The organism is Nocardia iowensis, assembly GCF_019222765.1.
GTDB lineage: Bacteria > Actinomycetota > Actinomycetes > Mycobacteriales > Mycobacteriaceae > Nocardia > Nocardia iowensis.
Genome location: NZ_CP078145.1, coordinates 3,195,255 through 3,207,493, shown reverse-complemented (window position 1 = coordinate 3,207,493; position 12,239 = coordinate 3,195,255). Strand labels below are relative to the sequence as shown.

The window sequence follows — 12,239 nt, the reverse complement described above, 5'->3', positions numbered from 1 at the left end:
GACACCGTGGAACGGATCGCAGGCGGGCCTGGCGGATTTCCGCGGTTGGCTGAGTAAGATCAAGCAGCCGACGCGGAGGTTCGAGGCGGCAGTACATTTCCTACCGACCGGAGGCGGTCTTGACCAACGAGAACCACACCGGCGATATGGAATTGACCGTCGCGGCAGAACGTGGTCCGACAGTTCTGCGGATAGCGCTCGGCAGCCAGCTGCGTCAGCTCCGGCAGGGCTGCGGTATCACCCGAGAAGCGGCGGGCGACGCCATCCGCGGGTCACACGCCAAGATCAGTCGCCTCGAGCTCGGGCGAACGGGCTTCAAAGAGCGCGATATCCGCGACTTGCTCACCCTCTACGGAGTCAGCGATCCCGCTGAGCGCGAGAGGTATCTGGAACTGGCACGCCGGGCTGGCGACCCGGGCTGGTGGCACCGCTACAACGATCTGCTGCCCGCGTGGTTCGAAACGTATCTCGGTCTCGAACACGCCGCGACGACAATACGCACCTATGAAGCCATGTTCGTTCCTGGTCTGCTGCAAACCGCGGACTATGCGCGCACGGTCATCGCGCTCGGCAACGACAGCGAGACCGAACGCCGGGTGGCGGTCCGGATGCGCAGGCAGCAGATTCTGACGCGCGTTGCGGCACCCACGGTGTGGGCGGTGATCGACGAGAGCGCCCTGCGCAGGCAGGTAGGCGGGCCAGACGTTTTCCGAGAGCAGCTCGAGCACATCGTCGAAGTTTCCAGCCTGCCCAATGTGCGGATCCAAGTGTTGCCGCATTCGGCTTTGGCGTATTCGGCCGCGGGTAATTCATTCACCATCCTTCGTTTCCCCGAACCCGAATTGCCGGACATCGTTTATACAGAGCAACTCACCAGCTCGCTCTACCTGGACAAACGGCAGGACGTCGAACTGTACATGGCCGTCATGAACACCCTCAGCGTCGAAGCATTGTCGCCCCCGGAGAGCGTGCAATTCCTCGTCGAACTGCTGGCGGACATGCAATCCGAGGGCCAGACCGGATAGCGCGCGCCGATCCGGCCCGGAGTTGCCGGACTTAACTTCCGTGAAGAACAACTAACAATTCTAGCCGGAATTGGCTGAGCACCTTAAACTTTCACACCCAACGGAACTCGACGGAAAGTAGCCGATGGGTAAGCACCGCGCACCACGAAAGTCCGACGTCTCGTTGCGGTTGGCGGTGGTGTCGACAGCCGCGTTGATCACCGCCCTGGTCGCCACCGACCAGGACGGACCGAGCGGGCCGACGCCGAACCGGGATCACAACGCCTTGGGACAATCCACCGGCCCGTTCACCTCACCGCCGGTCAACACGCCGGAAGCGATACCCGACCCGACGGATCACGAGCCCGACATCGGAAGCGACGAATCGCCCGCCGCTCCCGACGCCGGGAGCCGCGGCGCGGATACCACGCGGCGCAGTGATCCGGCGCCGCCGGCCCGCGGTGCCGACGCCCCGGTCCACCGCGACATAGTCGGCGCCGCCGCGGCGGCGTGGATCTCGGGCACCAAGCAGGGCTTCCAGTGGCTGGCCGAGATGGAGCGGGACCTCGTTGATCACATAGTCGCCACTGGGAGCCAGCGCAGCACGTGAGCTACGAACCCGCGAGCCACCGTCGCGCGATCAGGCGGTGAGCTCGAGGATATCGATGCCTCGGTTGTTGTCGGCGACGTAGACGAGACCCCGGTGCCAGTACGGTGCCCAGGCGGCCGCGTCGGCGGGCCGGTAGTAGGCGATCTGCTTGGGATTGGTGGGGTCACTGACATCCAGGAACCTGGTGCCCTGCGCGTAGAACGACTGCACCAGGACCTTTTCCCGCACATCGAAGTAGTGCGCCGAGCAGTCACCGGACGCCGGGTCGCTGCCCTCCTGCCCGGCCACGCTCCAGGTGCCGACGGTGTTGAGCCGGTACGGTTGCTGCGGCGTGGAGCGCCAGCCCGCTCCGCCGTAAGAACCTTCCAACGACGCGATGACCAGCACGCCGTCGCCCGCGCAGCCGTCGAGGAAGCTCTCCTCGGTGGCGTAGATCAGATTCCCGTTGCCCCAGTTCCCGGTGCCGCCACCGTCCTTCGAGCGGTCGCCGACGGGGCGGAAGCTGTTGTGCATGAACTTGGACGGCGCGGCCGTCTCCTTGATCCCGCCGCCCGCGTAGGGAACCGGGTCGCTCGGCGACGCCAGCCGGTGCTTGCCGGTCACCGGGTCCTTGTGCATGCCCGCTGTCCAGTAGCCGCGCACGCCGCCGCGGCCGGACGCCCAGGCGACACCCGTCTCGTCCACCTGGACGTCGTGCACGTAGTCGGTCTTGCCGTCGTTGCGCGCCAGCTCGATCGGGTTGGGGAAGACCTTCGGCTTGCGGGGGTTCCTGATGTCGGTGACCCAGATCGGGCGACCGCCCCATTCGGCAGGCATGCTGTCCGCCTTGGCCGGGCCGCCCGTCCACAGGTATTGGCAGTCGTTGATGCAGGTGGTGGTGTGGCCTGCGGGCACCTTGACGTAGCTCATTATCGACGGCTTCTCCGGATTGGCCAGGTCCACTATGTAGATGCCGGACTCGCCGGTGCGGACATTGCCGCCGAAGGCGCGGGGGTCGCGGGCCAGGAAGACCCGCTTGCGCACCGGGTCGACCTCGGTGTCCTCGGTTTCCCACATCCCTGGCATGTTGAGCTGCCCGATCAGCTTCGGCGCCTTCGGGTTTGCGGTGAGGTCGTAGGTCTTGACCCCGAACTCGCCGGAGACCACCATGACGTCCCGGTTGCCGTACTGGAGAAATTGCAGCGCGATCGCGCCCTGGGCGTCCGGGACGTTGCCGACCGCCTTGACGTTCTTCTCCGCGCCGGGCGCCCCGGTCACTCGGGGAGCCGCGGTATGGGGACCGTCCTCCTCCCCGCAGGCGACGGCGGGCAACGTGCTGGCGGCGAGGGCGGCCGCCACGGTGACCAACAGCAGGGACGACCGAAGAAACCAGCGGCGCACAACTACCTCCCAGCGAGGCGTAATCAATGATGACCAGGGATTCCTGGTCGCCGAGATGCCTCACTGTAAGTGTCGGCGCGGGTGCTCCGCGATACCCACATCGCGATACCGCTAACTGGGGAACATCTTTCGGGTAGTGGACCGTGTGATGCCGGGTATAACTGTGTGATTCGCGCGGCGCGAGGTGAATGAGGTTGGTATGCCTGGTGTTCCACGTTCGACATGCGAATTGGCCTTGCGGTACACACTTACCGGCGCGGTGCGGCCGAATGACTGTTGAGAAGCGTTCCCTGCGGCTTATCGCCGTGTTGGCCGTGCTCCTGCTCGGTGGCACCGCCTGCTCGGAATCAGCAGAGCCGCCGGAGCCGGGCGTGCTCACGGTCGGTGTCCGCGAACCGGCCAGCCTGCTGCCCGGTGACCTGCGCGACCAGGCGGGCCGAATGCTCGTCGGCGCGCTGTGGACGCCACTGGTCGACTACGACGCGGCAACCGGGCAGAGCACTCCGCGGGCCGCGGAATCGGTTACCAGCTCGGACCAAGTGACCTGGGAAATCAAGTTGCGTGCGGATGGCCGGTTCCACGACGGGTCGCCGGTCACCGCGAAGTCCTATGTGGATACCTGGCGCACGGTCGCGGACGAGCGGTGGGCCGGGTCCGGTGCGCTCACCGAAGTGTTGCGCGCCAAGGAGATCAGCGCGCCCGACGAAGGCACCCTCCGGATCGTGCTCGATCGCCCGTTCGGCCAGGTGCCCGCGGTGTTGGCCGCGCAGGCGCTGCTCCCCTTGCCCGCATCGGTGCTGGCCTCCCGTGATTGGGTCGGCTTTGCCGCCAACCCGGTGGGCAATGGGCCGTTCCGGATGGCGGAGCGATGGCAGCCGGGTTCGGGCGGCCGGTTGGTGCGGATCGGCGACGCTACCGGTAAAGCACGCGAGATCCGGTTCAACGTGGGTGATTCGGCCGCGCAGTACGACCAAGTGCGGGCGGGTTCGCTCGACCTGGCCACCGAGGTTCCCGGCGAGCGGCACGAGGCCATGCACCACGATTTCGGCGACCGGCACGCGATGTGGCCGCTCCCGGAGGCCAGCTATCTCGCGTTTCCGTTGTCCGACAAGCGTTTCGAGGACGCAGCGGTACGTTACGCGTTCGCCATGGCAGTAGATCGCGCGGCATTGGCGGCGGGTCCACTTGCGCACCAGGTCGATCCGGCCCGCGCGATACTGCCACCCGGCGTGGCACCGGGCGAGCGCTCCGGCACCTGCCGACCGTGCACACACGACCAGGCCGCCGCGAAGTCATTGCTCGGCCAGGTCACCTTCACCGGTCCGGTCACGGTGTACTTCGGTGCCGGGCAGGAGCGATGGGCACCGCCACTCGCCGACCAGATCCGCACCGCGCTCACGGTGGAGGCGACCGCGAGACCGCGGGGTGACCAGGCCGAACATGTGGACGGCCCCCTCCTGCTGACGCGGTCGCAGAGCACGTCGAGCCCGCACGAACTGCTCACCGCGCTCGCGAAGGCCGCCGGGTACACCGACGATGGCTTCGCGCAGCTGCTGGCTGCCGCCGATTCCGCAGGCCTGTCAGCCGAAAACGGCCAGCTGTACCGGCTCGCCGAGAACCAACTGCTCCGCGATCTTCCGGTAGCACCGCTGTGGTCCGGGCACGGGCATGCGGTGTGGGCAGAGCGGGTGGGAGACGTGACGGCAATGCCGTTGCGGGGCGTGGACCTCGCCTCGATTTCGGTATGAGCAGCTATCTGTCCCCGATTCAAGACGATGACACCTAAACGATACCGACAGGTAGGTATTTTCTGTCGAATGCCGCGAGCTCGGGTTCACCGCTCGTCTCGTGTTGGTGCGACGTCACCTCTGCGACGACAGTTCGCGGACCGAGGATGAAAACCCCCGGCGCGTGAAGGCGCCGGGGGTTTGGTCGTGCCGAATTGCTTTCAGCCCTTGACCAATTCGGGGGTTGCGGTTTCGGGCTCTTCGGGGGTGGCTGCTCGGCTGGGGAGGAGAATCGCCATGACGATGACGATGAGGGCCAGGGCGGCGGATACGAGGAAGGCGAGGCGCATGCCGTCGAGGTGGGCGGTGACGAGGTCGGTGCCGTCGGCGATGAGTTCGGTGCTGCGGGCCGACATGATCGTCACCACGAGGGCGGTACCGAAGGCCGCGGCGACCTGTTGCAGGGTGCCGAGCATCGAGCTGCCGTGCGAGTACAGGTGCTGCGGGAGCGCGCCGAGGCCGAGGGTGAAGACTGGGGTGAAGGTCGCGGCCAGTGCCACCATCAGCAGGATGTGCAGGGCGAGCAGTTGCCAGTACGGCATGGTCATCGAGATCTGGGTGAAACCGGCCAGCGACGCGGCGATACCGATCGACCCGGGGATCACCAGCGAGCGTCCGCCGAACCGGTCGAACAGCCGACCGACGGTCGGTCCGAGCAGACCCATCGCCAACCCGCCCGGCATCACCAGCAGGCCGGTCTGCAAGGGGCTCAGACCACGCAGGTTCTGCAGGTACAACGGCAGCAGGATCATCGATCCGAGCATCGCCATGAACGCGACCGACATCAGCACCAGCGCCTTGGTGTAGGTGCCGGACAGCACAACCCGCAGGTCGAGCAGCGGGGTGCCGGTGCGCTGCAAACGCAGCTGACGGAACACGAACGCGGCGATGAGGGCCAAGCCCGCGGCGACGATCAGCGCCGGACCGGCGAGGTTGTCGCTCTCGAATCGGCTGAGCCCGAACACCAGACCACCGAACCCGAGCGCGGCGAGCACCACGCTGACCGCGTCGATCGCGCCTTCCTGCGGTTCACCGACATTCTCCAGCTGGCGCAGGCCGAGCCAGGTGATCACGCCCGTGATCGGCAGCACCAGCACGAAAAGCCAACGCCACGAACCGATCTGCAGCACCAGCCCGGAAATCACCGGACCCATCGCGGGCGCCACCGAAATGGCGAGGGTGACCTGGCCCATCACCCGGCCGCGGTCCTGTTCGGGCACAACGGTCATCAGCGTGGTCATCAGCAGCGGCATCATCACCGCGGTGCCGCCTGCCTGGATGATCCGCCCGAGCAGCAGCACCGCGAACGACGGCGCCACGGCCGACAGCGCGGTACCGGCCAGGAAGACGCCCATCGCCACGGAATACGCCTGCCGGGTCGAAACCCGCTGCAGAAACCAGCCGGTGGTCGGAATGACGGCCGCCATGGTGAGCATGAACGCGGTGGACACCCACTGCGCCGCTCGCTCGGTGACCTCGAGGTCGGCCATCAGCCGCGGGATCGCGTTGATCATGATGGTCTCGTTCAGGATCACCACGAAGGTCGCGAGCACCAGCACCCGGATGACGGTCGGGGTCCGCCCTCCCGAGGCGGGAGCGGAACGGTCGGCGAGCATCGGGTACCTCCGGCAGGAAAACGTTGACAGGAACAAGCGCGGCCCACAGGTTCGAGGTCCCGGCGCCACAGTGGTTGAGACGGAATCGGTTGCTCGAACTCATCGGGCGCGCCTCAGTATTCCGGTGGGCACCGACAAAGATCGCCCGATTTTCTGGCCCATCCGGCCGCCATCTCCGGCAAATTTGCTGGTCAAAGCCATTTGCATGAAGTAGCGGCACGAATCGTGAGCCTGGTCACGCACCCATGCAACGGCGTGGCCGCGCACAGCCGCACGGCGACTGTTCTATGCTGACATCCGCCGAGCGACGTGGCGGCGTTCGCACGGCGTACGGGGAAGCGACCCGCCCAGTGCCGTGTTTCGCGACACTGGGCGGGTCCACGTAACTCGGCTGCCAGCCTCCAGCAAGGACACCGAACCACGAGCTTCGCCGGTGGGCCGCGACGGCTGCCATGGGAAAAGCCCTCGACGGCAGGCTCGGTCCTGTACAGGATGCAGATGGTGGACGTGTTTCTGGAGACCGAGCGGCTGGTGCTGCGCAGATTCACCGAGTCCGATGTCGACAATCTGGTGTGGTTGGACAGCGATCCCGCGGTCATGCGTTTCCTGACCGGCGAACCCACACCGCGCGACGAGATCGAGCACGAGGTGCTGCCCGCGATCCTGCGCGCCTATGCCCTGGGACCAGCGGGCCGCTGGGCGGCCATCGAGCGATCTACCGGAAAGTTTGTGGGCTGGTTGGCTCTTCAGCCGCCGGACGACGGCAGCGTCGGCGAGGTGGAACTCGGCTATCGGCTCGCGGCATCGGTCTGGGGCCGCGGATACGCGACCGAGGGAGCGCGGGCGCTGATCCGAAAAGGGTTCACCGAACTCGGTGTCCACCGAGTCTGGGCCCAGACCATGGCCGTCAACATCGCCTCGCGGCGCGTCATGGAGAAGGCCGGGTTGACCTACGTTCGAACCTTCCACCTCCACTTCGACGACCCCCTACCGGGAACCCAACACGGTGAGGTCGAATACGAACTGCGACACGATCATTGGTCGGCCCTGGTGCACACGTAGGACCCGCCCGGAGGTCAGGGGGCCGAAAACCGCACCGTGCTCGATGCCTCCGCACGGCCTAGCCAGTTCTCGAACGTCTCCTTGCATGCGCGCCCCCGCGCGCTGTTGTCATCGGCCTTCGCGTGCTCGAAAGGACCATACGGCTCAGCCAGTTTGCCCGTTCCGGTGTCCCATCGACTCACGGCCATCACCACCTCGTTACGGCCGAATCGCCAGCCGTGAACTCCGGGGAATGATCGATAGGTACGGACCTGCAAGCCGATCCCCCGCCGCACGAGCATGGACGGGCTCCGTGCCAGATCCGCCATCTCGGCGAGCTTGCTCTCCGCCATCGCGGCCCAGACCGATTGGTATTCCTCGGGATGCTCGCGCAGGTAGTCCGGGCACAGGCAGTAGATGACGAGCTGCCACCCATCCAACATCCCGTGGTCGATCATGCCACGCAGTGTCGGCCAGCCGGTCGTCAACGTGAGGCCGAGGATCTCCAGGTGTCGGTCCAGGTTCTGTCGGTTGAATCGCTCGACGACCGCGGCCATCGTGGGAGTTACTCTGGCCAAACCGAATCCGACCATTTCCTCGTCTGACGCCACATCCGGTGAACTGACCGACCATTCATCGGTGCCGCGCGGGAACACGAGGCCGGTTGGGCTGCGAAACGCGATCACCAGTCCACCGGTGATCCTGCTGCGCAACACCGGTCGCTGCTCGGGCCTAATCTGCTGGACCAGGTCGTGGGCGTAGCGATAGAGTTCGCCGACTTCGATTCGGCCGTCTCCGTCCAGATCCGCCGCACCGGTCGCGAGGCCACGAGCCAAGGCGCGGGTGAACAACGAGCCGCGATGCGGCTCGACCGCCTCGTAGGACGGCGACAGCGCCTCGGAAGAAGCGAGGACGGCGCGGCCCGCCCCTTCCAGGAAGTGCGCCGGCTCCGGAGTTCCCTTGGCGCCCAACGGGAATGCACCCGCATAGCAACAGTCGAGCACGACGACGATGCGCCGGGAGCGAGACGCATCCATTCGCCCGTTGAGGAAGTCGGCGGCCAGGCTTGTCGAGTGCAGCAGGCCGATTTCGGTGTCGGCGGTGGCAAGGTGCAGCCTTGCGTGCTCGTCGAGTTGTCCGTGCCCGGAAAAATACAACAGCAACAGGTCGTCGCGGCGGCGGTTGCCGAGAAACTCCTCCACCGCCCGACGGGCGGGTTGCGACTCCGGACTCGTGAGAATCCGGGTGCGGAAGCCGCCGATCGTCGGATCCGCCAACACCTGGGAGAAGGCAAGTGCGTCCGCGCCCGCGCTGGAAAGTACCGGCAAACTCGGGTCCCGAACCTCACCACACGCCAGGATCAGCGCGTCCCTGGCGGGCGTCACCAGCTCTTCTGCCACGACACCCCCTTCGTCCCCGGCCGCGCTGCCTAGTCGGTCTGCACTCCGGTGTGCCGGGCGATCCATGCCTTGACCAGGCGGTCACCGGTCTTTCGACCGACGCCGTCCAGTTCGATGGCCTCTCCGTCCAGTTCGACTCGCACCCGGCAGCGGCAGCGCCCCGCCCACGCTCGCACACCCTCGATGAGGGCGGTCAGAACGCCGGTCGAGGCGAGCGTCATGAGCACACCGGTCATTGTCCCGGGGTCCCCCTTGGCTCCTTGCCGCCGATCGTCGACGCTAGTTTGGCGCACGTCGGCTACCTGATCCAAGTCCAGTAGGTAGTCGGTCAGCCGCCGGGTGAGTTGAGCCCGCTCCTCGCGGTCCCACTCGTCGTCGGCCACTGTCAGGAACAGCTCGAGTCGAGGCGGCCTCACCGGCCCAGTCTATTTCGGTTACGACCGCGCAATCTAGGTTTGGGATATCTCGGGTGGGGAGGCTTTTGGTGGGTGCTGGGCCGTGCGGGCGCGGTAGTGGCGCAGAATTCGCAGCGAGGCTTCCTGGCGGCTCTGCGGTGGCTCGTTCGTTTCGGCGAGCTCCCTGGCGAAAAGGCGCATCAGGTCGTGCATGTGGAACCGGCCGGGCGGTGATTCACGTAGCAGATGCGCATCGACGAGGGTGTCGAGCAGCATAGCCGCCTCCTGCTCGGACACCCCGGCCAGCGCCGCGGCAGCCGGTGCCGCGATGTCGGGACCCTCGAGCAGGCCGAGCAGCCGGAACAGGCGCGCGGCGGCGGCGTGGCGCGGCTCGTCGGCCAGGTCGTGGTAGCTCGCGGCGAAACTGGCGCGGACGCTGAAGGTGTCGATGCTCAGTTCGTCCAGGCGGCGATGTTCCGGGCGGAGTCGTCGGGCGAGGGTTCGGTAGGTCCAGGTGGGGTGGGACTCGAGCCTGATCGCCGCGATCCGCAAGGCAAGGGGCAGTCCCTGGCACAGCCGCACCACTTCCTCGGCGCCCTCGGCGTCGCCGAGGGGTCGAGCGAGCTTCCGGAGCAGGGACAGTCCGTCGGCCGCGCCGAGGGCGTCGACGGGGCAGGTCCAGGCATCGCCGATGGCGAGCGCACGACGGCTGGTGACCAGCACCGAGCACTGCGGTGCGCCCGGCAGGAAGGGTCGCACCTGGGCCGTGTCCTTGGCATTGTCCAGCAGGAACAACAGGCGCCGTCCGGCCACCGCCGAGCGCAATCGCCCCGCCATTTCATCGATCTCGCGCACCGACGGCGGCGGTTCCGCACCCAGCGAGCGCAGCAGCCGCGGTAGCGCTTGGCTCGCGGACACGGGCTCTTCGCCAGGGGTATGTCCATGCAGATCCAGGTAGAGCTGGCCGTCCGGAAATTCGGGGGCGAGCAGGCGCGCCGCGCGCACCGCCAGCGCCGATTTACCCACGCCGCCCCCACCGATCAGCACGGCGATCCGCGGGGCGTCCCCCTGGGGCTTCAGCATGTTGGACAGCCTGGCGACTTCCTCGTCCCGCCCGGTGAAAGCAACTGTGTCCGCGGGCAATTCGGCCGGAGTCGAGGACCGCGCGGGCACTCGCGCCGGTGCGGCCGTGGATCCGGCCGATTCCTCAGGCACCGTAACCAACAACGGATCATGCTCGAGGACGGCTTGATGCAGTGTCAGCAGTCCAGGTCCGGGCTCCAACCCGAGTTCGTCCCGCAGCAGTTCGCGCAGCTCGTGATAGCTGGCGAGCGCCTCGGTCTGACGGCCGGCGCGGTACAGCGCGCGGATGTGCACTTCGCGAAAGCGTTCGCGCAGCGGATACGCGGCGACGAGCTCACCGAGTTCATCGGCGAGCAGATGATGTTCACCGAGCTCGAGCCGCGCCTGAGCCTGGTCCTCCCAGGCGGTCAGCCGTTGCTCGGTGAGGGTGGCAATGCTGGACTGGGCGAACGCCTCGTCGGCGAAGTCGGCCAGCGCGGGTCCACGCCACAGCGCGAGCGCTTCGGTCAACAACGCCGCTCTGGCTCGGGGATTCGGCGCGGCCCTGGCCCGTTGGGTCAACGTCCGAAACCGGTGGGTGTCCAGCGCCTCCGGATCGATATCGAGGACGTACCCCTGTCCCTGATAGGCCACCAAGTTCTTGCCGCCGGGTTGCGCCGCCTCCAATGCCCGGCGCAGCTGCGAGATCTTGACCTGGAGGGTGCCGAGCCGCCGCCCGGACCGGTCGTGCCAGAGGTCTTCGATGAGCCGGTCTGTGGTCACCGTCTGACCTACATGCAGCAGCAGATCGACGAGCAGCGCACGGACTTTCAGCTCGGTTATCCGGATCGGGCGGCCATCGGCGGTCGCCACCACCAACGGCCCGAGCAGGCAAAACCGCATCTTGTCACGGTAGGCCGTCAGCACCGGCCTGGCCTGCCCCAAATTCTTGCTATCGCCGTCGAACCGTAGGTCGATCGAAAGTCGATCGTAAGTGGTGGCTTCCAGTATGGAACTACTCATGGTCATGGCAGCAGGGTGAGGAGGATCTGTATGACCGACAAGGTGCGGGTACAGCCCGGGGAGTTGCGGGGTGTCGCCGGTGATCTGACAGCGGTGTCGGGGCGGGTGCGGCAGGTGCTGTCGGGACTGCGCTCCGCCGCCGACGGGGAAGGCGCGCCGTGGGGCAATGACAAGATCGGAAGCCAGTTCGCCAACGGCAGCGGCGGCGATAGCCCGGGCTACGTGGGGGCGCGGGACAAGCTCTACGAGGTCGTGGATTCCAAAGTTAAAGTCCTGGAACAGTTCTCCACCGGTCTGCGCGATGCCGCCAAGGCCATGGAGCAGCAGGACACCCACTCCGCCCGTGGCTACAAGTGAGCCGAATTCCTGGTTGATCACGAGGGGGCAGGGGATGTCGAATGAGGCGGCGAAGGCTCGGCTGGCCGAGCTGCTCGATACCGCCGAGACGCACATGGCGAATCTCGCCGAGGCACAGCGGCAGCGCGCGGAGCTGACCGCCACGGCGTCGACCGCGCGCGGACGCGTGACCGTCACCGTCGACGCCGAGGGCAAGGTGATCGAAACGGTATTCGCCTCGGGCATCGAGGAAATGGGCCATCAGGAGATCGCGCAGGCCTTCACTGCCGCGGCGCAGCAGGCCGCCGCGACCGTGCAACGCAAAGCGACGGAGCTGATGGCACCGCTGCAGCAAGAGCTGGCCCGGTTGCCGAGCTTGTCGGAGATCGTTCCCGGCCTGCCCGACCTGGCGGAGCTGCTTCCGGAGCCACCCGAGGTGTCGACCGCCCCGCCCGCGGCACGGGCCCGAGCTGGCACCGACGACGCGCAAGGCATGCAGTTCCGCAATGTGGAGGAATACGACCACACACGGTCGGGGCCGAAGTCGGCGACCACGGATACCAGCTGGTGAGCGCCGGCGGAGCG

The 12,239-nt window shown here is 66.9% G+C and carries 11 protein-coding genes; 6 read left to right on the top strand and 5 right to left on the bottom strand.

The genetic code is table 11. The annotated features are described in order from the left end of the window. Positions 1-146 precede the first annotated feature (146 nt). Together KV110_RS14705 and KV110_RS14700 are read left to right on the top strand one after the other, a co-directional pair. A complete protein-coding gene (locus KV110_RS14705) occupies positions 147-1,025 on the top strand; it encodes a helix-turn-helix domain-containing protein (RefSeq protein WP_218478470.1) in 879 nt (292 codons plus the stop codon). Between the two features lie 124 nt (positions 1,026-1,149). Beyond that, on the top strand, positions 1,150-1,614 hold the full coding sequence (locus tag KV110_RS14700; RefSeq protein ID WP_218476657.1) for a hypothetical protein: 465 nt from the start codon (positions 1,150-1,152) through the stop codon (positions 1,612-1,614). A gap of 30 nt (positions 1,615-1,644) precedes the next feature. Here KV110_RS14700 and KV110_RS14695 read toward each other — a convergent pair whose 3' ends face one another. Further along, positions 1,645-2,994 carry an LVIVD repeat-containing protein gene (locus KV110_RS14695; protein ID WP_218476656.1) on the bottom strand — a complete coding sequence of 450 codons (1,350 nt, stop codon included), beginning with the start codon at positions 2,992-2,994 and terminating at the stop codon, positions 1,645-1,647. 269 nt (positions 2,995-3,263) lie between these two features. Here KV110_RS14695 and KV110_RS14690 point away from each other — a divergent pair, with 269 nt between their 5' ends. Further along, positions 3,264-4,742, top strand: a complete 1,479-nt coding sequence (locus tag KV110_RS14690; RefSeq protein ID WP_246634538.1) for a peptide ABC transporter substrate-binding protein — start codon at positions 3,264-3,266, stop codon at positions 4,740-4,742. Positions 4,743-4,942: 200 nt separating this feature from the next. On the opposite strand, the gene KV110_RS14685 is transcribed toward KV110_RS14690, so the two are convergent. Continuing rightward, a complete protein-coding gene (locus tag KV110_RS14685; RefSeq protein WP_218476652.1) occupies positions 4,943-6,397 on the bottom strand; it encodes an MDR family MFS transporter in 1,455 nt (484 codons plus the stop codon). 498 nt (positions 6,398-6,895) lie between these two features. Here KV110_RS14685 and KV110_RS14680 point away from each other — a divergent pair, with 498 nt between their 5' ends. Next, a complete protein-coding gene (locus tag KV110_RS14680) occupies positions 6,896-7,459 on the top strand; it encodes a GNAT family N-acetyltransferase (RefSeq protein WP_218476650.1) in 564 nt (187 codons plus the stop codon). 14 nt (positions 7,460-7,473) lie between these two features. Here KV110_RS14680 and KV110_RS14675 read toward each other — a convergent pair whose 3' ends face one another. The 3 genes from KV110_RS14675 to KV110_RS14665 are packed head-to-tail and all read right to left on the bottom strand — an operon-like array spanning position 7,474 to position 11,324. Beyond that, positions 7,474-8,838: a caspase family protein gene (locus tag KV110_RS14675; RefSeq protein WP_218476648.1), complete on the bottom strand. Its 1,365-nt coding sequence runs from the start codon at positions 8,836-8,838 to the stop codon at positions 7,474-7,476. 29 nt (positions 8,839-8,867) lie between these two features. Further along, positions 8,868-9,254: an effector-associated constant component EACC1 gene (locus tag KV110_RS14670; RefSeq protein WP_218476647.1), complete on the bottom strand. Its 387-nt coding sequence runs from the start codon at positions 9,252-9,254 to the stop codon at positions 8,868-8,870. A 33-nt stretch (positions 9,255-9,287) separates the two neighbouring features. Then, positions 9,288-11,324, bottom strand: a complete 2,037-nt coding sequence (locus KV110_RS14665; protein ID WP_218476645.1) for an AfsR/SARP family transcriptional regulator — start codon at positions 11,322-11,324, stop codon at positions 9,288-9,290. A 24-nt stretch (positions 11,325-11,348) separates the two neighbouring features. On the opposite strand from KV110_RS14665, the gene KV110_RS14660 reads away from it, so the two are divergent. Together KV110_RS14660 and KV110_RS14655 are read left to right on the top strand one after the other, a co-directional pair. Next, a complete protein-coding gene (locus tag KV110_RS14660; protein WP_218476643.1) occupies positions 11,349-11,675 on the top strand; it encodes a WXG100 family type VII secretion target in 327 nt (108 codons plus the stop codon). A gap of 34 nt (positions 11,676-11,709) precedes the next feature. Then, positions 11,710-12,225, top strand: coding sequence for a YbaB/EbfC family nucleoid-associated protein (locus KV110_RS14655; RefSeq protein WP_246634537.1), 516 nt, complete (start codon positions 11,710-11,712; stop codon positions 12,223-12,225). Positions 12,226-12,239: the final 14 nt, after the last annotated feature.

Coding starts and splice junctions, on each gene's coding strand:
- KV110_RS14660 (WP_218476643.1), top strand. CDS start 11,349: ATGACCGACAAGGTGCGGGTACAGCCCGGGGAGTTGCGGGGTGTCGCC.
- KV110_RS14665 (WP_218476645.1), bottom strand. CDS start 11,324: ATGACCATGAGTAGTTCCATACTGGAAGCCACCACTTACGATCGACTT.
- KV110_RS14685 (WP_218476652.1), bottom strand. CDS start 6,397: ATGCTCGCCGACCGTTCCGCTCCCGCCTCGGGAGGGCGGACCCCGACC.
- KV110_RS14680 (WP_218476650.1), top strand. CDS start 6,896: ATGGTGGACGTGTTTCTGGAGACCGAGCGGCTGGTGCTGCGCAGATTC.
- KV110_RS14690 (WP_246634538.1), top strand. CDS start 3,264: ATGACTGTTGAGAAGCGTTCCCTGCGGCTTATCGCCGTGTTGGCCGTG.
- KV110_RS14655 (WP_246634537.1), top strand. CDS start 11,710: ATGTCGAATGAGGCGGCGAAGGCTCGGCTGGCCGAGCTGCTCGATACC.
- KV110_RS14705 (WP_218478470.1), top strand. CDS start 147: ATGGAATTGACCGTCGCGGCAGAACGTGGTCCGACAGTTCTGCGGATA.
- KV110_RS14700 (WP_218476657.1), top strand. CDS start 1,150: ATGGGTAAGCACCGCGCACCACGAAAGTCCGACGTCTCGTTGCGGTTG.